At 68.8% G+C, this 21879-nt stretch carries 14 protein-coding genes; 4 read left to right on the plus strand and 10 right to left on the minus strand.

The features are described from left to right. Positions 1 to 146 precede the first annotated feature (146 nt). Complete coding sequence (gene carB, locus DI526_RS11120; protein ID WP_304277592.1) at positions 147 to 3440, plus strand: carbamoyl-phosphate synthase large subunit; 3294 nt, start codon at positions 147 to 149, stop codon at positions 3438 to 3440. A gap of 70 nt (positions 3441 to 3510) precedes the next feature. Here carB and DI526_RS11125 read toward each other — a convergent pair whose 3' ends face one another. From DI526_RS11125 to DI526_RS11145, 5 genes are all read right to left on the minus strand, one after another. Beyond that, entirely contained in the window at positions 3511 to 4293 is a 783-nt protein-coding gene (locus DI526_RS11125; protein ID WP_304277594.1) for a hypothetical protein, read from the minus strand. 41 nt (positions 4294 to 4334) lie between these two features. Further along, a complete protein-coding gene (locus DI526_RS11130; protein WP_304277597.1) occupies positions 4335 to 4976 on the minus strand; it encodes a trypsin-like peptidase domain-containing protein in 642 nt (213 codons plus the stop codon). An 8-nt stretch (positions 4977 to 4984) separates the two neighbouring features. Next, positions 4985 to 6244 carry a hypothetical protein gene (locus DI526_RS11135; RefSeq protein WP_304277599.1) on the minus strand — a complete coding sequence of 420 codons (1260 nt, stop codon included), beginning with the start codon at positions 6242 to 6244 and terminating at the stop codon, positions 4985 to 4987. Between the two features lie 417 nt (positions 6245 to 6661). Beyond that, positions 6662 to 7216 carry a hypothetical protein gene (locus DI526_RS11140; RefSeq protein WP_304277601.1) on the minus strand — a complete coding sequence of 185 codons (555 nt, stop codon included), beginning with the start codon at positions 7214 to 7216 and terminating at the stop codon, positions 6662 to 6664. Positions 7217 to 7288: 72 nt separating this feature from the next. Then, on the minus strand, positions 7289 to 7531 hold the full coding sequence (locus tag DI526_RS11145; protein ID WP_304277603.1) for a hypothetical protein: 243 nt from the start codon (positions 7529 to 7531) through the stop codon (positions 7289 to 7291). 107 nt (positions 7532 to 7638) lie between these two features. On the opposite strand from DI526_RS11145, the gene DI526_RS11150 reads away from it, so the two are divergent. Next, on the plus strand, positions 7639 to 9798 hold the full coding sequence (locus DI526_RS11150; protein ID WP_304277605.1) for a DUF6311 domain-containing protein: 2160 nt from the start codon (positions 7639 to 7641) through the stop codon (positions 9796 to 9798). On the opposite strand, the gene DI526_RS11155 is transcribed toward DI526_RS11150, so the two are convergent. Both DI526_RS11155 and DI526_RS11160 read right to left on the minus strand, forming a co-directional pair. Continuing rightward, positions 9782 to 10228 carry a GtrA family protein gene (locus tag DI526_RS11155; protein WP_304277607.1) on the minus strand — a complete coding sequence of 149 codons (447 nt, stop codon included), beginning with the start codon at positions 10226 to 10228 and terminating at the stop codon, positions 9782 to 9784. The two genes, DI526_RS11150 and DI526_RS11155, sit on opposite strands and share 17 nt — an antisense overlap. Beyond that, a complete protein-coding gene (locus DI526_RS11160; RefSeq protein WP_304277608.1) occupies positions 10225 to 11259 on the minus strand; it encodes a glycosyltransferase family 2 protein in 1035 nt (344 codons plus the stop codon). The genes DI526_RS11155 and DI526_RS11160 overlap by 4 nt, the downstream gene beginning before the upstream one ends. A 382-nt stretch (positions 11260 to 11641) precedes the next feature. Between DI526_RS11160 and DI526_RS11165 the strand changes: the two genes are divergently transcribed. Continuing rightward, positions 11642 to 13195 carry a methyl-accepting chemotaxis protein gene (locus tag DI526_RS11165; protein ID WP_304277610.1) on the plus strand — a complete coding sequence of 518 codons (1554 nt, stop codon included), beginning with the start codon at positions 11642 to 11644 and terminating at the stop codon, positions 13193 to 13195. 93 nt (positions 13196 to 13288) lie between these two features. Here DI526_RS11165 and DI526_RS11170 read toward each other — a convergent pair whose 3' ends face one another. Beyond that, positions 13289 to 14422, minus strand: coding sequence for an energy transducer TonB (locus DI526_RS11170; protein WP_304277612.1), 1134 nt, complete (start codon positions 14420 to 14422; stop codon positions 13289 to 13291). 249 nt (positions 14423 to 14671) lie between these two features. Between DI526_RS11170 and DI526_RS11175 the strand changes: the two genes are divergently transcribed. Further along, the gene (locus DI526_RS11175) at positions 14672 to 17515 is read left to right on the plus strand and encodes a hypothetical protein (protein WP_304277613.1); all 2844 of its coding nucleotides are present in this window, start codon (positions 14672 to 14674) and stop codon (positions 17513 to 17515) included. Positions 17516 to 17524: 9 nt separating this feature from the next. Here the strand turns inward: DI526_RS11175 and DI526_RS11180 are convergent, their stop codons facing one another. Next, complete coding sequence (locus DI526_RS11180; protein WP_304277615.1) at positions 17525 to 18415, minus strand: restriction endonuclease; 891 nt, start codon at positions 18413 to 18415, stop codon at positions 17525 to 17527. Further along, positions 18412 to 21867, minus strand: coding sequence for a DNA methyltransferase (locus tag DI526_RS11185; protein WP_304277618.1), 3456 nt, complete (start codon positions 21865 to 21867; stop codon positions 18412 to 18414). Before DI526_RS11185 ends, DI526_RS11180 begins: the two co-directional genes overlap by 4 nt. Positions 21868 to 21879: the final 12 nt, after the last annotated feature.

The raw sequence follows: 21879 nt of genomic DNA on the forward strand, positions 1-21879 counted from the left end.
CGTTCGGCCAAGCTGGCGTTAACCCTTCGCCAAGATGCGGGGTTGCGCCGAGCCGACTCCGTCTCTAAACGGGCGGCTTAACCTGCAAGATGGTCGGCAGCGGGCGCGCGGATGTGCGCGACCGTGTCTCTGCGCGCGAGTTTACGATGCCCAAAAGAACAGACATCTCCTCGATCCTGATCATCGGCGCCGGTCCGATCGTCATCGGTCAGGCCTGCGAGTTCGACTATTCGGGCGTCCAGGCCTGCAAGGCGCTGCGCGCCGAGGGCTACCGGATCATCCTGGTCAACTCGAACCCCGCCACGATCATGACCGATCCGGACGTGGCCGACGCGACCTATATCGAGCCGATCACGCCGGAGATGGTCGCCAAGATCGTCGAGAAGGAGCGCCCCGACGCGCTGCTGCCGACCATGGGCGGCCAGACCGCTCTGAACACGGCTCTGGCCCTGGAAGAGCAGGGCGTGCTGGCCAAGTTCGGCGTCGAGATGATCGGCGCCAAGGCCGAGGTCATCGACAAGGCCGAGGACCGCCAGAAGTTCCGCGACGCCATGGACAAGCTGGGCCTCGAGAGCCCGCGTTCGCGCGCCTGCCATACGCTTGAAGAGGCCATGGAAGGCCTGGAGTTCGTCGGCCTGCCGGCGATCATCCGCCCGTCCTTCACCCTGGCCGGCACCGGCGGCGGCATCGCCTACAATGTCGAGGAGTTCAAGGAGATCGTCGAGCGCGGCCTCGACCTCTCGCCGACCACCGAGGTGCTCGTCGAAGAGAGCGTCCTGGGCTGGAAGGAGTACGAGATGGAGGTCGTCCGCGACAAGGCGGACAACTGCATCATCGTCTGCTCGATCGAGAACATCGACCCGATGGGCGTGCACACCGGCGACTCGATCACCGTCGCCCCGGCCCTGACCCTGACGGACAAGGAATACCAGTGGATGCGCGCGGCCTCGATCGCCGTGCTGCGCGAGATCGGCGTGGAGACTGGCGGCTCGAACGTCCAGTTCGCCGTCAACCCGAAGGACGGCCGCATGGTCGTCATCGAGATGAACCCGCGCGTGTCGCGCTCTTCGGCGCTCGCCTCGAAGGCCACCGGTTTCCCGATCGCCAAGGTCGCCGCGCGCCTGGCCGTCGGCTACACGCTCGACGAGCTGAAGAACGACATCACCGGCGGCGCGACCCCGGCCTCGTTCGAGCCCAGCATCGACTATGTCGTCACCAAGATCCCGCGCTTCGCCTTCGAGAAGTATCCAGGCTCCGAGCCGCTGCTGACCACGGCCATGAAGTCGGTCGGCGAGGTCATGGCCATCGGCCGCACCTTCAAGGAAAGCGTCCAGAAGGCCCTGCGCGGCCTCGAAACCGGTCTCGCCGGCTTCGACGAGGTCGAGATCCACGGCGCCGATGATCCCGACACCGGCAAGGCCGCCGTCGTGCGCGCCCTGGGCACGCCGACCCCCGACCGCCTGCGCGTGATCGCCCAGGCCTTCCGCCACGGCCTGACCGTGGAAGAGGTCAACGCGGCCTGCAGCTACGAGCCCTGGTTCCTGCGCCAGATCGCCGAGATCGTCCGCCAGGAAGGCTGGGTGAAGGCCGGCGGCCTGCCGACCGACGCCGTCGCCTTCCGCGCCCTGAAGGCGCAAGGCTTCTCGGACAAGCGCCTGGCCCAGCTGACCGGCAAGACCGAGAACGAGGTCCGCGCCGCCCGTCAGGCGCTCAGCGTCCGACCGGTCTTCAAGCGCATCGACAGCTGCGCCGGCGAGTTCCTGGCCTCGACGCCCTATATGTACTCGACCTACGAGACCGGCGCCCTCGGCCAAATCCCCGAGTGCGAGAGCGATCCGTCCGACCGCAAGAAGGCGGTCATTCTGGGCGGTGGTCCCAACCGGATCGGCCAGGGCATCGAGTTCGACTACTGCTGCTGCCACGCGGCCTTCGCGCTGGATCAGGTCGGCATCGAGTCGATCATGGTCAACTGCAACCCCGAGACCGTCTCGACCGACTACGACACCTCCGACCGCCTGTACTTCGAGCCGCTGACGGCCGAGGACGTGCTGGAGCTGCTGCACGTCGAGAAGTCCAAGGGAACCCTGGCCGGCGTGATCGTCCAGTTCGGCGGCCAGACGCCGCTGAAGCTGGCCCACGCTCTCGAAGAGGCCGGCATCCCGATCCTGGGCACCAGCCCGGACGCCATCGACCTGGCCGAGGACCGCGAGCGCTTCCAGCAGCTGCTGAACGGCCTGAAGATCGCCCAGCCGGAAAACGCCATCGCCCGCAGCTGGGACGAAGCCCGCGCCGAAGGCGAGAAGATCGGCTTCCCGTTCGTGATGCGTCCGTCCTACGTGCTGGGCGGCCGGGGCATGGAGATCATCCGTGACCACGAGGCCATGGAGCGCTACATCGCCGGCGCCGGCGAGATCTCGCTCGAGCACCCGATCCTGCTGGACCACTATCTGAGCCGCGCCACCGAGGTCGACGTCGACGCCCTGTGCGACGGCAAGGACGTGTTCGTGGCCGGCGTGCTGGAGCACATCGAGGAAGCCGGCGTCCACTCGGGCGACAGCGCCTGCTCGATGCCGCCCTTCTCGCTGAAGGCCGAAACGGTCGAGGAGCTGAAGCGCCAGACGGTGCAGATGGCCCTCGCCTTGAACGTCCGTGGCCTGATGAACGTGCAGTTCGCCATCGAGGAGCCGCACAGCGACAACCCGCGCATCTACGTGCTGGAAGTGAACCCGCGCGCCTCGCGCACCGTGCCGTTCGTGGCCAAGACCATCGGCCAGCCGGTCGCCGCCATCGCCGCCAAGATCATGGCCGGCGCGACCCTGGCCGAGTTCGGCCTGAAGGACGTCCCTTACGACCACATCGCGGTCAAGGAAGCGGTCTTCCCGTTCGCCCGCTTCGCCGGCGTCGACACGGTGCTGGGCCCGGAAATGCGCTCGACCGGCGAGGTCATGGGCCTGGACTGGAAGCGCGAGGGCGAGACCTCGATGGGTCCGGCCTTCGCCCGCGCCTTCGCCAAGAGCCAACTGGGCGGCGGCGTGAAGCTGCCGACCAAGGGCGCGGCCTTCGTCTCGGTCAAGGAAAGCGACAAGCCCTGGATCGTCGAGCCGGTGAAGCTCTTGCTGGCCGCCGGCTTCAAGGTCCTGTCGACCGAGGGCACGCAAGCCTACCTCGCCGAGCAGGGTATCGAGGTCGAGCACGTGAAGAAGGTGCTGGAAGGCCGTCCGCACATCGTCGACGTGATGAAGAACGGCGGCGTCCAGCTCGTCTTCAACACCACCGAAGGCAAGCAGGCGCTGGAAGACAGCTTCGAGATCCGCCGCACGGCCCTGATGATGAAGGTGCCGTACTACACGACCAGCGCTGGCGCGCTGGCGGCAGCCCAAGCCATCGCCGGCGCCCCGGCCGAGGCCTTGGACGTCCGCCCGCTCCAGAGCTACGCGTAAGAGAGCAGGCCGCCTTCTGGAGAGAAGGCGGCCCTCGCCGGCGTTATGGCCTGGGAGGGGCCTCGCTCGCCTAGGGCGCGGGTTTCTGGGACGCCTCCGGTGGTTTCGGCGCCGTATCGACGCTGACGGGATCGTCGGCAGCCGCTGAGTCCTTCCGGACCAGCGACGACGCCTTGCCGCCCAGATAGGCGGCGTGGCTGACGCCGAGCAGAACCAGGCCGCCCTCGCTGAGCCCGGGCAGGGCCGTGTAGCCGGCCGCCGGCGGGCTTCCAAGATCGCGCCACAACGTCGCCACGTAGATCGCCACGAGCATCAGGGTGACGAGGAACTGCTGCACCTTGGCCGGATCAGCCGAGCGGGACGTTCCTTGCTCTTCGCCGCGGAATAGATCCGACCAACGGCTGCGCGCGCCGCGGGGACGGACGTCCAGGCGGCCGCTTCGTGATTTCAGGGCAAGGATCGCCGGGCTCGCCACGAACGAGGTCGTGGCCGCCGCCATGACCAACCCGAGTTGCGTCGGCACAGTAATGTCGTCCGGGGTCGAGCCTTGGAGCCTGAAGTTGTGGGCCACCTCCACGGCGAAGGCGCTCGCCGCGACGACCAGCCAGAGGAAGAGTTGCAGGCGCGACAGGCTGATCCGGTTTCGTCCGTCGATCAAAAGCCCATCGACCCGACCATTGAAAGCCTTGCCGACCGCCATCATCCAAGCGAGCACCAGGACGACGACCACGAGGTATCGCCACCTGTCCCCATCGCCCGCCGTTGGGAAGGGGCAGATGCAGGCCGTCAGCGCAGCGGCCAGTAGCGCCGTTCCCACCAGCATCCACTTCAGATCCGACATCCAGCGCGGCATCTTCCTTGGCTTTCCGGACGGGGCGGTCATCCAGCGGCGCCCTAGTTGGAGGTGATCAATTGGATTTTGGGCCAGCGCGCGAGGACCATGCTGATCCGACAGAACCAGGAGTAGTCTTCGGTGCCGCAGAGGTGGACGCCAACCACATATCCCGCCGCGTCGAGAACCGCCGCGCCGCTATCACCGGCCTGGCTGTAGCACTCGCACCGGACCAGGCCTTGGAATCCCGCCGAGCTACCGTCGTCATAGATGACAGTCTTGGGTTCGCCGACCACTTGGATTCGTCCGCTGCGCCGACGCCCGGAGCCCGCGCCATGGATCCACACGCGTTGGTTCGCGACGACGTTCGGGTTGAAGCCCCGCGGAGGCGCTAACGCGCCGATCCGCGGGTCGTATTTCGTGTCACACAGCACCGCGATCGCGGCGTCGAGGACATTGTCTTTGCGGGCGGGATCTGGCCCGTAGAAGTCCCACAGCTTCGCCACCGCCCTTGAGCCGTCCGCACCCGGGGGCTGGAAGACGGTCTTGTCCGACGGGATCGCCGCCAGCACGTGGGCGCTGCTCAGGATGCACGGCTTGTCGCTGCCGACGGTGACGAAGCATCCCGCGGTGCCCACCCGGCTGGACACCGTGGCGATCGCCGCCGATCCGTCCAGGGGCTCATGAACGCTATAGTCCGTCATCGCGCGCGCTACGGCGCGGTTTTCTGGGTCGGAGGCGGAGGCGGAGGCGTGTCGCCGCCGGTCGCTCCTCCGCCGCCGCTCGTTCCCGCGCCGCCGCCCGAGTCGGAGCCGTCGGTCACCGTGAACGGGACGGTGACTGACTGGGCGCCGCTCGTAATGACCACGGTCTGGGCTTTCGCCGGGGACGCCGTATCGCCTTCGGAGATCACCAGCGTGTAGTCGTACGGGCCGGTCGCGGTCATAACGGCGGTCAGCCCATCGGCGAGCTTCGAAGCGCTCGGCGCGCCGCCGATGGAAGGCGCGTGGATCGGGATGTTCAGCGGCTTACCCTTGGCCACCTGAGCCGGGTTGGGCGGAGTGGCGGTCAGCACCGCGCGTGCGGACGCCGAGCAAGTCGCGACCTGGGTCGCTTCGCGCTCCTTCTGCAGGGCGCGCGCCAGCCAGTTGTCTGGAGCGATCTTGTGGAATTGCAGCTGTTCGAGCGCCTGCTCCAGCGCCTGCATCTTTTGCCACAGGTCGTTGGCGCGGCCCTTGGGCGCGAACTCGCGGAGCGCGCTCGGGTTCTCCGCCGCCTGCGCCGCCGGCGCGCCGGTCTTTGCGTCGGACGCCGCCGGCGGCGAAGCCGTAGGTTGGTTGGACGCCAGGGCGGCGGCGCTGACCGCCGCCTTGATCTGATCGATCGTGAGCTCTGTCGTCTGAAGGCTCTGATCGACCTCGGCCTTGATCGCCATGCGGCGCGCGCCGAGGCTGCGTCCCGCTTCGTCGACGCGACCCCGCACACCCATGAGGGACTTTTGGGTCGCCTCGGCGGCCGCCAGATCGGTTTCGGCTTGTTTCAGCAGGCTTTTGGCCGCCACCGTCACGCTGTTCGCGGCTTCTTCCACTTGTTGGCCAGGGGTTTTTTTCTCGGCCGAGGTCGTAGCGGGATTTTTCTTGGCCTTCGTGGCGGCTAGGTCCGCCTCGGCGACGGCGGCCGGCGTGCCCTCCGTGTAGCGGTCCAGGGCCGCCTTGAGCGCTGACCTGGCGCCATTGACCGCGACGATGTCCCTGGAAAAGGGCGTACTGTCAGACAGGTACGTCGTGTAGTCAGCCTCGCTGATGAAGTAGACATCATAGGCGGACATCGCGCACAGCGTCGCCGTCTGGGCCTGTAGATAGATCGCCGAGCGCGCCGGCGACGTGAGCAGTCCGCTGATGCCGAGCGTCGTGGCGCCGACGGCGGCGCCGATCAGAGGAAAATCGCTCTCGTCATGGGTGGCGCTGGCCACGGCCACGGCGCCGCCGAGGAAGGGCAGAACGACGGCGAGGCTGTTCTTCAGGCGCGTGGGTATCTTCACCGCCGAGCGATAGGCCTCAGCCTGGGCCTCGGCGCTGTGATGCTCAAGCTTCAACAGCTCCTGAGAGCGCGTCCAGTCCGAAGTGCTCGGCGAAAGTGGCTCGCCGGAGGCTCCTGCGACATGGACGGGATCCACCTTCACATAGGGGTCGAAAAGGCTGCACCCCCCAACGAGCGCGCAACTCGCGACGACAGCCACAGGTCTCAGTCGGTTGAACATCATATCCGCGCCCCCGCAGGATGTTGAGATAACAACGTTATGCAGAGTATGGGTTACAACCGAGAAGTGTCATGTCACGGTTTCGCTACCAGCTTGTGAAGTGAGGGGGCGTGACGGTTTCGGATGGCGCTATCCGGCCGGCCCCTGCTCCACCCGCACCCCGTTCTTCACCAGGTAGCACCGCCGCCTGCCCAGCTCGGTCCCGCAGAAGCCTGGCTCCATCGTTCCGTCGTGCAGCATCACGTACTGGTCGCGGCGGCATTCGAACCAGGCCTTCTGGAAGGCGACGTGCTCGACGTCCTGGTGGAACACGGGGCGCTGGTCGATCGTGTAGAAGCGGCTCATGGCCGCCAGGCCGCCGAAGCTGCCGCGACCGTTGACCAGACCGCAGACCTGGCCGGCGCGGGTGGCCCAGACCGCGCCCAGCTCCAGCGGGCTGCGCTGGTCGAGGCGGGCTTCGAGATTGGCGCGGACGATCCGCCACTCGGCCTTGGCCGCCGGTTCGTAGCGCGCCCGCTGCAGTGGGGTGGGCGAGGGTTTGAAGGCGTTCTCGCGCTCGAAACGCGCCAGGTCGACGCCGGTGAACAGGAAAGCCCCAAGCGTCCCGGCGACCGCGATCGCCGAGAGGACCAGCGGCGTCAAAGGCCGCCGGGCCGTGCGTGTTCCGAAATCCTTGACCGCCATGCGTCGTCCTCCCTCACGGACAGCTTGGCGAAGGATTTTGAAATTACAAGTATAAACTAATTACGAGCGTAATTAGCTGTGTCGTCGCGGCGTGTCCTTCGGCGCGTCGTCCTCGTCGGGTCTCGGCGCCGCGTTTTCCGCCGGGGGCGGGGGCGGAGGATCGGCGGTGAAGAACGCGCCCAGCAGCAGCATCATGCCGGCCATGGGCGCCATGGCCCGTCGCGCCCGCTTGCTTCGACCGATCGCCCACACCCCCAGCGGGACCAGCAGGATCGCGACGGCGGTCAGGATCACGGTGGCCTGGAGCTCGGTCATGGTCCGCATCTGGGCGCCGCCGGGCCTGGCTGCAACCAAGACGCGCGGGCGGGGTGTTCTCCGTCGTTCCGGATGCTATGCAGGCCGCCAGTTGTCCGAGGGAATCCATGCGTTCGCCGAAGTCCTTGTCCCGCGAGCAGGTGCTGTTCGCCGCCGTCGTCACGATCGTCCCGATCCTGCTGTGCGGCTTCATGTTCGGCTTCGACATCCCGCTGGCCTCGGCCCAGTTCTGGGTGCGGCCCAAGAACGACATGATCGCCATGACGGCGGCCTATGAGGCCTATGTCCGCCAGCCCTGGGGCTGGCCCGTCACCATGGTCTCGGGCCTCCTGCCCAAGCCGTTCTCGATCGTGTTCAGCGACAGCATTCCCTGGCTGTCGATCGTGCTGAAGGCCTCGGGCCTGGGGCCGTACTTCAATCCGCTGGGCGTCTTCCTGATGCTGTCCTACCCGCTGCAGGCCTGGGGCATGGTCGCCCTGCTGCGAGCGCTGGGGGTGAAGGACAAGGTCCCCCTGGCGATCGGCGGGCTGATGGCGCTGCTGTTCCCCACCTGGATCGCCCGGCAGTTCGGCCATATCGCCCTGTGCGGCCACTGGCTGATCCTGTTTTCCCTGGCCCTGACGGTGTCGTCGGCGCGGCTGGGCCTGACCTGGAAGCGGGTGGGGGGCTTTGCGGCCCTGGCGGCGCTGGCCACGGGCGTCCATGCCTATCACCTGGTCCCGATCGGGGCCTGCTTCGGCGCGGCCCTGCTGGCCGAGCTGCTGCAGCGGCGCGGCGGCGCCTGGACGCGCGTTCCGCTGGCGGCCGTCGCGGTGCTGGCCTCGGTCGCCCTGCCGGCCCTGTTCCTGGGCTATGGCGAGGGCTCGGGCCCGACCGGCGGCGCGGCGGCCATCGGCCTCTATTCGATGAACGTGTTCGGGCCTGTCTGGCCGCAGGCCTCGAACGTCTTTGGCCAGTACTGGACCGGCGGCTGGTACCGCGGGACCCTGGACCCCAACGGCGGCCAGTATTTCGAGGGCTTCCAGTTCATGGGCGTGGGGCCGCTGCTGCTGGTCGGCGCCATGCTGGCCACGCTGGTCTTTGGCCTGGCGCGCGGACGCCGTCCTGAAGCGGGCGTCGTCGCCCGCTGGGCGCCGCTGGCCCTGGCCATGCTGGCCCTGACCCTGTGGGCGATCGGCTGGGTGGTCTACGCCGGCCCGGCGCACCTGTTCGACGTGCCCAAGCCCAGCGGCAAGGTGGCCGAGATCATCGGCGGCTATCGCGCCCACGGCCGCTTCTTCTGGGCCCCGGGCTATCTGCTGATGGCGCTGGGCATCGCCTGGGCCAGCCGGCTGCCGCGCCGCGCGAGCGTCGGCCTGCTGGCGGTCGCCCTGGCGGTCCAGGCCTATGACTCCAACCCGCTGCGCCAGGGCGTGCGCCACGTCTTCTCCGGGCCCGACAGCCTGGAGATGCCGTCGGCCTTCGCCAATAGTCCCGCCATCCGCGGCCGGCCCTGGGTGTTCCGCCCCACCTATTTCTGCAGCCCCAATCCGCTGGACGAGCGGGTGATCAGCCAGATGGCCCTGATCGCGGTGCGCACCGGCGGGACCTCCAACACCTTCGCCACCGCCCGCAGCAACGACGCGCCGTGCGCCGAGGTGCCGCCCGCCCTGACCCTGGACGCCGCGCCCGGCGACCGGCGGATGACCGTCGTCCTGGCCAACGGCAAGATGGAGGGCGGCGACCTGACGCCGGTGGCCCAGCGCGGCGACTGCTATCGCTTCAAGCGCGGCGTGATCTGCGGCCGCGACCTGGGCGGCATCGACGGCCTGACGCCCGTGCTGCCCGGCGAGCTGGCGGTCGAGCGGCCGCCGCTGCTGTCGATCCGCCTGGACCAGCCGCCGAAGTCCGACGCCCTGGTTTCGGGCTGGGCCGACCTCGATCCGGGCGGCAAGGGCATCTGGACCCTGGGCCCCAAGGCCCTGTTCACCCTGGACGCGCCCAAGACGATCGGGCCGAACGGCTTCTTCGTCGACATCGTCGCCATCGGCTTCTCGGACGAGCCGATCCGCCCGCAGCGGGTGACGCTGTACGCCGAGGGCCGCCGCGTCGACAGCCAGAGCGTCGACACCGGCAACTTCTACACCTACCGCTTCAAGGTGCCGAACGGGGCGGTCAAGCCGGGCCAGGCCGTGCGCTTCATGTTCGACCTGCCCGACGCCCGCGCCTCGAAGAACGATCCGCGCGTGCTGGGGATCGGGGTGCAGGAGATCAGGATCGTGCAGTAGGGGCGGGCTCTTCGCTCACGTGGGCGAAGACCCAGAAGTGGCTCAGCAGGAACAGGGCGGCGGTGTAGCTGACCGCCGCCGCCCCCTGCGCGGCCACGCTCCACAGGGCGCCGTGCGGCAGGACCAGCTTGGCCACGGTCAGCACGCCCTGGTTCAGGGCGAAGGCGCCGGCCACCGCCACGACGTAGCGAAGCGGGGCCGAGCGGGTGGTGCGGCGAGCCTTGAACACGAACAGCTTGCTCAGGGCGAAGCTGACGCAGATCCCGACCGCATAGCCGATGGCGTTGGCCAGGTGGGCGGGCAGGCGCAGGCCCACGTCCAGGGCCACGATGATCGAGAAGCCGACCAGGGTGTTGACCACCCCCGCCAGGCCATAGCGCAGGGCCGAGACCAGGAATTCGCGCCGCGCCGGCGTCAGCAGGGCGCTCAAGCCGAAGCGTCCTCTGGCGAGGGCTTGGGGGCCTCGAAGCCGTAGCGGTCCATGACCACGTACAGCGGCCGGCCCTTCACCTCCTGATAGATGCGGGCGACATATTCGCCCAGCGAGCCGATGGCCAGCATCTGCACGCCAAAGCTCAGCAGTATGGCCACCATTAGCGACGGATAGCCGGGCACGTCGCGGCCGAACAGCAGGGTCCGCACCACGACCACCAGGGCCCACCCCACCGCAAGGCAGCCGACCAGCAGGCCGACATAGCTCCAGACCCGGATCGGCGCGGTGCTGAACGAGGTGATGCCGTCCAGGGCGAAGTTCCAAAGCTTCCAGTAGCGCCAGGAACTGGTCCCCGCCGCGCGCTCGGGCCGGGCGTAGGGAATGGCCTCCTGCCGAAAGCCGACCCAGGCGAACAGGCCCTTCATGAAGCGGTTGCGCTCGGGCAGCTGGCGCAGCACCTCGACCACCCGCCGGTCCATCAACCTAAAGTCGCCGGCGTTGTAGGGCAGGCCGACGTCCGACAGCCGGTTGAACGCGCGGTAGAAGCCCTGGGCGGTGAAGCGCTTCAGCGGCGTGTCGGCCTTGCGGTCCACCCGCACGCCATAGGCCACGTCGGCCCCGGCCTCCCAGGCCTCGAGGAACCGGCTGATCAGCTCGGGCGGGTCCTGCAGGTCGACGTCGATCGGCACGACCATGTCGCCGGTCGTGACGTCCAGCCCCGCCGATAGGGCCGTCTCCTTGCCGAAGTTGCGGGCCAGGTTGATGACCTTGATCCGCGGGTTGCGCTGGTGGTGGGCCAGCAACACCGCCAGGGTGTGGTCGCGGCTGCCGTCGTTGACGCAGACGATCTCGTAGTCGAGCCCGAGCTTGCCCAATTCGTCCTCGATCCGCCCGAAGAACAGGTCGAGCACCTCCTGCTCGTTGAAGCAGGGGGCGACGATCGACAGCCGCTTGCCCGCCCGCGAGCGGGTCTGGGCGATGAGGTTGGCCTGCGCGGCAGGCGGAACGGAAGGGGGCGCGGAAACCATGCCGACGGTTTAGCGGTGTTGCGCGCGAAGGGCGAGAGCGGGCCGTTCCGGACGGGTGCGATCGGCGCAGAACAGGCCTCAAGGCCGATTGCGGCGCGAAGGTGTCTCAGGGCTGAGACAGTGACCCGGCGGGCGCCGACGTCGTTAAGATCTGGAAAACCAGTTCGGCGCTCCCGTGTAGTGGACTGTAAAACGAGATTGAGTTCTGAAGAAGCGCTCATTTCTCCGAGTAAATAACAAGCCTTCCGGCTGTGTTGTTTTGTCGCGGGTGCTCGGATTGGAGGCGTTCTTCTCCAGTCTGTCCGCGAATACATCCGGATCCATAAATTCCGCCGCCCGCTGGGTGAAAGCCTCAGCGCGCCGGTCATAGGAGGGACGCAAGGTGTCCGATATCCAAACCAAGATCGTCACCTGGAACGAGCACGACCGCGCGCTGGGCGAGGTGGTCTTCCAGCGCTCGGGCAAGCATCTTCAGAGCGCCCTGCTCAGCGCCTATCGCGTGATCGATCCCGGCCTCAAGGCGCTGCCCGACGAGGTCTGGGAGAACGAGAAGAAGAAGTTCGCCTTCATCGCCCGCGGCAATTTCCCGCCCGAGTATTTCGAGCAGCAGGCGGTGATCACCGAGAACATCTCCAGCAGCCTGGATTTTGCGACCTATCTCAGCAAGACCTACGCGGCCTATGCGGCCGGCCTGGCGTCGGGCCTCGTCAAGGAAAAGGCCTGGAACGAGAAATATTCCGACGACCTGATGCTGAGCCTGATGCGCTCGGTGTTCTCCGACGCCAGCGTCGTCATGTTCTATTACTTCCAGCTGCTGAACGCGAAGGCCGACGAGGAACGCGCGATCGTCGAGGCCGAGCGCAAGGCGGTCGCCGACGAGCAGGCCGGCGTCGTCGACACCCTGGCCGAGAGCCTGCGGCGCCTGGCCCAGGGCGATCTGACGGCCCGGATCACGGCGCCGTTCAACGGCCGCTACGCCCAGATCAAGGACGACTTCAACGCCGCGATCGACAGCCTGCGCGCGGCCATGGGCGCCATCTCGGCCTCGACCGGCGGCCTGCGCGCGGGCTCCGACGAGATCGCCTCGGCCTCGGACGACCTGTCGCGGCGCACCGAGCAGCAGGCCGCCAGCCTGGAGGAGACCGCCGCCGCGCTCGACGAGATCACCGCCACGGTCAAGCGCAGCGCCGAGGGCGCGGCCAAGGCCTCCGAGGCTGCGTCCGGCGCCCGCGTCGACGCGGTCAAGTCGGGCCAGGTCATGGAGGAGGCGGTCGCGGCGATGGGCGAGATCGAGCAGAGCTCCAAGAAGATCACCAACATCATCGGGGTGATCGACGAGATCGCCTTCCAGACCAACCTGCTGGCCCTGAACGCCGGGGTCGAGGCGGCGCGGGCCGGCGAGGCGGGGCGCGGCTTCGCCGTCGTCGCCCAGGAGGTCCGGGCTCTCGCCCAGCGCTCGGCCGACGCGGCCAAGGAGATCAAGGGCCTGATCGCCGGCAGCACGGCCGAGGTCGAGCGCGGCGTCAGGCTGGTGGGCGACACGGGCAAGGCGCTGGGCGGCATCGTCACCAAGATCACCGACATCGACAGCCTGGTCTCCGAGATCGCCCAGTCGTCCCAGGAGCAGGCGACCGGGCTCAACCAGGTCAACACCGCCGTCAACCAGATGGACCAGGTCACCCAGCAGAACGCGGCCATGGTCGAGGAGGCCACCGCCGCGGCGTCCAACCTGAAGTCCGAGGCGATCGAACTGGAAAGGCTGGTGGCGCGCTTCGAGACCGGCGCCGCCCAGGCCGCCCCGCGCCTCGAGGTCGCCGTTCCAGGCCGCCACGCGCCCGCCCGCAACCCGGTCGCCGTCGCCCAGGCCCGGCTGTCGGTCGTCGCCCGGCCCGGCGCGACCAACGCGGCCGCCCAGGCGAATTGGGAAGAGCTCTGAGGGTCTGACCTCAAGGGAGCCTTGTCGACGCAGAGGCGCCGGCCTCCCACCCTCCGCGCGCCAAGGCGACCGGCGCGCGGAGGGCGAGGGGGCTCAGGACGGGGCGTCGCCCGAGCTCGGCGGCATCTGATAGATGATTGGTATGACGCAGCCATGATAGCCAACGCCCGCCGGCTTGGGGCGGGCGCTGCTCACCAGGAGCTCGGCGGCCTGTCCGAAGGCCTGGGCGGGCTGGGCGGCGAGAACCTCGACCGCGCCGATATCGCCCCAGGGCGCCACGTCGAACCGGACGATCGCCCAACCGCCGACCCCACGATAGCCAAAGGCTGGCGGAAAGGTCATGGGCGCGGGCAGGTTCATCTCCTCCCGCTTGATGTCGCACTTGTCTTCCGGACGCCTGAAAGCGTCGTGCTCCGGGCGTGGCGGCGGATCGCTGACCGCAGGACGCGCCTTGATGAACACTCGGCAGCCGGTGCGCGCTGTCCCGGGGAAATAGCGGCTCTTGGTGACGGCGGCGACGGTCGCCTTGGCCAGGCCCGGATCGCCATGCTGGATGGCGGCCTTGACGTTCCGCGTGGCGCCTTTGGCGTCGATGTCGAAGGTGACGGCCGCCGAGGGCGGATCGACGCTCTTGCCGTCGAAGGGCCGTGTGTCCGGATAGACCCAAGTCGCCGGCCGGCGGTGGGCGCCCGTGTAGCAGTCACCGGTCGCGTCCAGCACCTTGTAGAGCTCCGGCGCGGCGCCGCGCGACAGGCCCGCCGCGACCTCCAGCAGCTTGGCCGGACTCGCCTCGGCCAGGGCGGTGACGGTCGGCGCCAGGTCCACGCTGCAGCCCGTGGCCGGCGCGTTCGGCGCGAACCGCCAGCTGGCGATCGTGGCGGCCTGGTCGTCGTTAAGCCACAAGTTGGAGCCGCCGCCCTTCAGGTCGGTCACCCGCCCGTCGCCGTTGATCGAGAAGGTGAAGGTCTGGCTGGTCGGCGCCTTGGGCGGCACATAGTCGGGTGTGGGGACCGGCGGAGTCCAGATTTGCCAGGTCCGCGGCGCGATGGGCGCGCCCACGACCAGCCGCGCGCTCGCGCCGCCGCCGCAGGTCACGGCGGCGGGGGTGGCCGCGAAGCTGATCACCTTGACCTGGATGTTCGGCGAGGGCGGTGCGGGCGGAATCGACGCGGCCGCCAGGCTTGCCGACGACAGGAAAGCCAGGCTGGCCAGCAACACACCGCGCATGGACGCTCCGCGATTTAAGGTTGCGGCCAGCTATCCACGCCCGCCGGACAAGGTCAAGAACGGGGCGGAGGCTCGGCGTGTTGCGTTCGTTAAAAACTCCTTAATAAACAACCGGATGCCCCAAATCGGGTAGGGCGGCGGCGGGAGCCTTGACTTTGTGTGGCGCACTCTTGAGAAGGCCACTGAAGGTAGAGCGCTGGCCGCGCGCCGGTGAGGTGGGCGACGGGGCGCAGCGTTTGGAGCGCCCAGATGACGTCGACGACCAGCCCGAGCGGAGCGAGCCTCGCCGCCGCCCCGCCCAGCGTCACCTCGGTCGCCGTCCCCGCCGCCGGCGTCTACGGCGAGCGTGCGGACCTGATCTTCACGGTGGATTTTGACGCCCCGGTCACCGTCACCGGAACCCCGCAGCTCTCGCTGACCGTGGGCTCGACCACCCGTCAGGCCGGCTACGTCAGCGGCTCGGGAAGCTCGAGCCTGGTCTTCCGCTACACCATCGCCGCCGGCGAGACGGACGCCGACGGGATCACGGTCGGGACCCTGGCGCTGAACGGCGGGACGCTGACCGACGCGGCCAGCAACAGCGCCGACCTGACCCTGCAAAACGTCGCCTCCGCCGCGGCCGTGCTGGTCGAGACGGCGGCGCCGGTGGTGAGCTCGGTCCTGGTCCCGACGAACGCCACCTACAAGACCGGCGACGCGCTGAACTTCACGGTCAATTTCGACGAGGCGGTCACCGTCACGGGCGCGCCGCGACTGGCCTTGGTCGTCGGCTCGACCACGCGCCAGGCCACCTATGTCAGCGGCTCGGGGACCTCGGCCCTGGTCTTCCGCTACGCCGCCCAAAGCGGCGACTTGGACACCAACGGGATCACGCTCGGGAGCCTGGCGCTGAACGGCGGGACGCTGACCGACGCGGCCGGCAACGCCGCCGTCCTGACCCTGAACAGCGTGGGCTCGACGACGGCCGTGCGGGTCGACGCCGTCGCCCCGACCGTCTCCCAGGTGCGCCCGTCGACGTCGTCGACCACCTACTACAAGACCGGCGGCGTCATCAGCATCACCGTCACCTTCAACGAGGCCGTCACCGTCAGCGGAACCCCGCAGCTGGGGATCATGGTGGGCTCGACCCTGCGCCAGGCCGGCTATTTCAGCGGCTCGGGCGGTTTGAACCTGACCTTCCGCTATACCGTGCAGGACGGCGATACGGACGCCGACGGGATCGCGGTCGGGACCCTGGCGACAAACGGCGGGTCGCTGAGGGACGCGGTCGGCAACGACGCCAGTCTGACGCTCCTCAACATCAGCTCTACGGCGAACCTGAGGGTCGACACCACGCCGCCCGAATTCGTCAGCGTGACCGCCACGGGCGGTCGGACCTACAAGATCGGCGACGTCGTGCAGGTCAGCGTCAACTTCAATGAGGCCGTGCGGAACCAAGGGATTCCCAAGCTGGGCCTTGTTCTCGAGACCGGGACCGTCCTGACGGGCTCCTACACCATCTCGGGCGCCTCGGTGATCCTCGGCTACACGGTCCAGGCCGGCGATTTCTCCGACGGCTTCCAAACGGCGACCGCCTTCACCCTGAACGGCGTCACGGTCGGGGACCTGGCCCTCAACCCCATCGTCAATAGCCTGCCGGCGACCACCTTCTCCACCATCAAGATCGACGGCGTGCTCCCGACGGTCCAGTCGATCGCTCCTGTCAGAGCCGTCGCCGGCCCGAGCGGCGCGGCGTTCACCGTCACCTTCAGCGAGGCGGTGACCGGCGTCGACGCCAGCGACTTCGTCCTGGCCGCGACCGGGACGGCCGCCGGAACGATCGCCAGCGTCACGGGCTCGGGATCGACCTACACCGTCAACCTGACGTCGGTCAGCGGCGAGGGGACCCTGCGCCTGGACCTCAAGAGCGCGGGCACGGGCGTCGCCGACGTGGCGGGCAACGCGATCGCGACGGGCGGCGCGACCGGGCAGACCGTCACGATCGACTCCACGCCGCCGGGGCTGCCGACCATCGCCGCCGTCGCCGGCGACGATACGATCTCGGCCGGCGAGGTCTCGGGCCTGGCCTTCGGCGGAACGATCGAGGCCGGCGCGACCGTGGCGCTGACCATCGGCGGCGTCGCCAAGACCGCCGTCGTCAGCGGGACCAGCTGGAGCTACGCCGTCAGTCAGGCCGAGATCGACGCCTGGGGGACGGGGAGCAAGATCATCGCCGTCACCGCCACCGACGCCGCGGGCAATGTCAGCGCGACCGAGGTCCGGGCCTTCACCGTCGACGCCAGCGCCCTGGCGCCGCCGCCGCAGCCCGATCCCGAGCCCGAGCCGCCGCGTCCGCCCAGCCTGGTCGACCTGACCACCCGGCCGGCCGCCGCCTTCGTCGACCTGGCGCTGGACAGCCTGCAGATCGCGCCCGGTTCGGCCAAGACCGGCAGCCCGACGATCACCTTGCCCGACGGCTCGGTCGCAGCCAGCACGGCGGCCAAGGCCCAGGCCGACATCAACGCGGCCGTCGTCCAGTTCAAGGCTGGCGCGATCAGCCAGGCGCTGCTCGAAGAGCGCCTGACGGACGCGGTGGCGTCGACCACGGGCGTGGCCCACGACGCCTACGTGTTCTTCACCGGCTCGGCCCCGACGTCCAAGGGCATGACCTGGCTGATCGACTCGGCCGACAACCCCAACGACCTGACAGACGGCTACTACGCCAAGTTCTCGGTCGAGAACCGCTACATCAACTTCGCGATCAACCTGGGCAAGGTCGGCGAGGGGCGCGCGGCCTTCGACGCCAAGTACGGCGCACTGACCTTCGCCGACGCGGTCGCCAAGGCCTATGGCGAGATCATCGGCGTCGCCGAGGCTCAAGCCGCCGGCGTCGACGTGCCGGCCGCCCTGCGCTACATCCAGGCTCAGGAGTCCTACTTCCGCGCCCTGGGCGGCGACGACCTGGGCGCCAAGGCCGCCATGGCCGGCTTCGTCCTCAGCGCCGGGACCGCCTACCACGTCGGCAAGTCCTACGAGGCGCTCGAGGACTATGTCGTCGCCACCATCGTCAGCAAGGGCGGCGCGGCGGCGGCGCCGGCCTGGGACCTGGGGTAGGGGCGGGGCCTAGATCGCGGCGAGGGCGGCGGCGTCGACCGTCACCCGCTCGACCATCTCGACCCGGACGCCCAGGCGGTGCTGGCGCAGCAGGTCGCACAGCATCTCGCCGTCCACCAGGTCGATGGCCGGCGCGCCGTCGCGGACGGCTTCCTTGCGGGCCTCGGCGGTGAAGGTCCCGGTGGTCAGGATCAGCCCCTTGTCGGCCCGCCCGACCATGGCCCCGCGGAAGTCGCGCACCGTCGGCGCCCCCACCGAGCCTTGCCAGCGCTTGCACTGGAAGACCACCTGGAACGACAGCAGGTTCATCCGCAGCACCCCGGTCCCGTCGATGCCGCCGTCGCCGGTCTTGCCGGTCACCTCGACCTTGGAGAAGCCGGATTCGCGCAGCAGCCGCTGGCACAGGCGCTCGAAGGCGGACGGGTCGAGGGCGAGAAGGCGGGCCATCAGGGCCGCGCGCCAGGTGTCTTCGGCGATCTCCTCGGCGATTTCCGCGGCGATGGGCGAGGCGACCTCGGCCCGCGCCTCGTCGGCCTGGGCCGAGCGCTGGGCCGCGCGTCGCGCCGCGCCGGCCTGGCGGACCAGCCGCTTGACCTCGGCGATCTCGGCCTCGGTCATCGCCGCGCCCTTGGGCGTCAGGCTCCAGACGCCCTGGCCGTTGCTCTCCAGCGCCTCCACCGAACGCAGGTAGCTTCGCGCCCAAGACATGCGATAGCCAACCTCGGTCTGTCCGGTCGCGCCGTGCGGAACCGAGCGAACCGCCTCGGACAGCCCCATGTGGCGCGCCACGTCGTCGGCCATCTCTTCGTTGGTCATCGAGCGCCCATGCGCCTTCAGCCGCTCGATGATCGGCCCCATGAAGGCGTCGAAGGTCGGGACGTCGGCGGGGGTGGCGGTCATGCGGCTTCCTTACGTTGCGAGCGGCCGACGTAGCGGCCGTCGGGCAGGGCGGTGACGTGGCCCCAGCGGACCAGGCTGGCCAGGGCCTTGATGACGGCCTGCTCGATGCGCTTGCCGCCCTTCTTGAAGCGCTTGGTCAGGCCGGTGACGTCCAGCGGCTGGCCGGCGGCCTCCAGGGCGGCCAGCACGGCCGGCGGGCGGTCGGCGGCGTCCTTGGGGAAGTCCAGGGCCTCGTCGCTCTCCTCGACCGCCGCCGCCTCGCCCAGATCGAGCTCGCCGCTCTTGGCGGCCGCGCCCTTGGCGAAGCGGGGGATCTGGTAGTCGGGCCGCAGCCAGCGCACATGGCCCGCCGCCTCCTCGCGCGCCCGCTCGGCGTTCAGGGCCACCAGCCGCTCCAGGATCTGCTCGTCGGTCAGGTCGCGCGGCCAGCCATAGGCGTCGGCCGTCGCCGCGTCGATCTGGTCGTGCAGTTCTTTCAGGATCAGCACCCGGCCGCGCGTCTTCTGGTCCTGCTCGACCGGCGTCAGCGCAGCGCCGGCGCGGACCTTTTCCAGCAGGTTGTAGAGCCCGGTCAGGGTCAGGTCGTCGTTCTCGGCCAGCACGGTCTTGCGCGTGGCGTCCAGCTCCTCGCCGAGCGCGCGCAGGCGGGCTTTGATCTCCTCCGACGGGTCGGGGAAGGGGAAGGGGTCGAAGCAGCGGGATTTGGAGTATCGAGGGTCGTTGCCGAAGCCGAGCCAGCCCCCGAGTACTGGTGCCCAGGTCGTGTGAATGACGCTGGAAAGCACCGCCAGGTGCCATGCATCCGACGATGCTGTGACGATCAGCATGTTGTCCGCAGTTATATCGATCGGGAGAAACTGGAATATCCGATGCTTGGTCGTCTCAACTGTCGCGATGTAACGGTCCAGCCCTTCGAGAGCGTGTCGCAAGTCGCTCCGCGGCTTGCCAAAAACCCACCAAAGATCACGATAAGCTATAGCGTCTTTCGTCGGAGATCGTGCGGCCTGCGCTTCACGCTCCGACTTCACTGCCTCGAGCAAATGCTGATAAACCTCGGGATAGTCCCGGCGAACAGCGTCGGAGGATAGGCCAAAAAGGTCGATCACCATGACGCCACGCGGTCGAGCGGTTAGGTCGCGGCCATTCCGATAGAGCCGGATGTGCTTTTCCAGACCCGGCCGCTGTCCCAAACCAAGAAGCTGCGCCTCGGCTTGCGTGACGATAAAGCCGGATCCATGCAGCTTGACGCCCGGTGAGCAGACTCCCTCATTTGCCAGGAGCGCTCGCGCCCGCGTGACATCTACTCCGACCGTGAGGTCCGAGTTCACTTTCCCCCGCTTCTCCGTGAAGGTCAGGAACGGCTCGTCGGTGTCGAGCCCGGTCTCGGTCGCGACCTCCCAGGCCACGCCGTCCAGCTTGCCCCGCGCGGCGGCCGTCATGGCGATCCGCACCGCCGCGCTCTCGCGCCCGGCCTTCGTCCAGGGATGGTCGCCGATGGCGAAGATCAGGCTGATCGGCGGCTTGCCGTTCAGGTGGCGCTCCATCACCCGCCGCTGGAAGACCTGGGTGATCGAGTTGGTGGTGACGAAGCCGAAACGGCGCAGGATCGTCTTCTTGCGGGCCAGGATCTCGGCGGCGCGGTCCCACCAGTACATGACGAAGTCGGCGCTGTCGTTCATGGCCTTGTTGACGCCCCACAGGGCCTCGACATAGCCGTCGCCTAGCCGCGCGCGTAGCGTCGAGCCGCCGATGAACGGCGGGTTGCCGACGATGAAATCGACCTCCGGCCACTCCGGCCGCCGGGCGTTGGGATAGGTCTCGACCCGCTGGCCGTCCTTCTCGACGACCGCAGGCACCGGATAGCCGTCCCAGGTCAGCACCGCGTCGCGGTTCTCGATGTTGTGGAAGGCGCGCAGGATCGGCTCGGACGGGTGGCCGTCGCGGCTGCGATAGTGTTGCTGCAGATAGCCCAGCCACAGGACGAGCTCGGCGATGGCGGCGGCGCGGGGATTGAGCTCAATGCCCAGGAACTGGTGCGGGTCGACGGTCTCGAAGCCCAGGGTCTCGGGCTCGCCCAGCTGGGCCAGGGTCTCCAGGACCTCGGCCTCCAGCACCTTCATCAGCTCCAGCGACACATAGAGGAAGTTGGCGGTGCCGCAGGCCGGGTCCAGCACCCGGGTCGCGCAGAGCTGGTGGTGGAAGGCCTTGACCGCCGCGCGGGCGCCGACGAGATCGCCCTGGTCGGACAGGGCCTCGGCCTTGGTGCGGGCCGCGCGCCAGTCGTCGCGCAGGGGCTCCATGACCGTGACATTGACCAGCCGCTCGACATAGGCGCGCGGGGTGTAGTGGGCGCCCAGGCGGCGGCGCTCGGCCGGGTCCAGGGCCTGTTCGACCAGGGTGCCGAAGATGGCCGGCTCGACCTGGCGCCAGTCGCGGCGGGCGGCGGCCAAGAGCTCGCCGATCTCCTCCTTGCCCAGCGGGAAGGCGCGGGGATTGGCGAACAGACCGCCGTTGAAATAGCGCAGGTGGACCTTGAACGCCGAATAGAAGCGCCGCTCCGGATCGGGGTCGTCCATCTTCTGCCACAGCTCCTTGAGCAGCGGGGCGAAGCTGGCGGGGGCCTCAAGGCACTCTTCCAGAAGGTGGGTGAAGGCGCCCTTGGGCAGCAGCTCCACGTCCTCGGCGAACATCGTGAAGATGCTGCGCATCAGGAACAGCGCGACCTCTTCGGCCGGGTGCGACTTTTCCAGGGCCTTGGAGACGGCGGCCAGGCGCTCGGCGATCTCGCGGGTGACGCGGGCGGCCTCGCGGGCCGGGTCCAGGCTGTGCGGGTCGCTCCAGATCTTCTGCAGGCGCTCGCGGACCTTGGGGTCGCGCAGCTCATTCAGGTAGACGCGATAGCCCTTGCGGTCGGGGAAGTAGGCGTAGCCGCGACCCGTGCCGGAGAAATCGGCGTAGATCTCCAGGCAGTGGCCGACGTCGGCGACGATCAGGAACGGCGGGGCGGCGTGGTCGGTCGGCAGCAGGTGGACGTAGTCGAGCGCCTGGTTGAAGGCCTTGCGCATCAGGACGTCGAAATTGCGCACGGCGGCGCGGCGGCCCAGCTGCTCGGGCTGGACGGCTTCGGGGGCGGTGGCCAGGCCCAGGGCCAGCTGCTCGGGCGCGGCCTTGTCGCCGCCCCTGGCGTGCGACTGCTTGGCCTCCAGCAGGAAGCAGCCGCGCTTGTAGAGGTCGATGCGCTTGGCGCTGGCGCCGTCCAGGGTGGTGGATCGCACGGCGCGCTCGAAGACATAGTCGTTGCGGTCGCGATCGGCGCCGGACGGCTCGGGGCGATCGACCCCCAGCACGTCGCACAGCTCCGAGAGAAACATCTGATAGTTGGCGCGCTCCGCGCCGCCTTCGCGCTGGGTCCACCGCGCGATGAACTCGTCCACCGTCATATCGTCGAGCACGCCCCCGTCACC

It is taken from the genome of Caulobacter segnis, assembly GCF_003243465.1.
In the GTDB taxonomy this organism is placed as follows: domain Bacteria; phylum Pseudomonadota; class Alphaproteobacteria; order Caulobacterales; family Caulobacteraceae; genus Caulobacter; species Caulobacter segnis_A.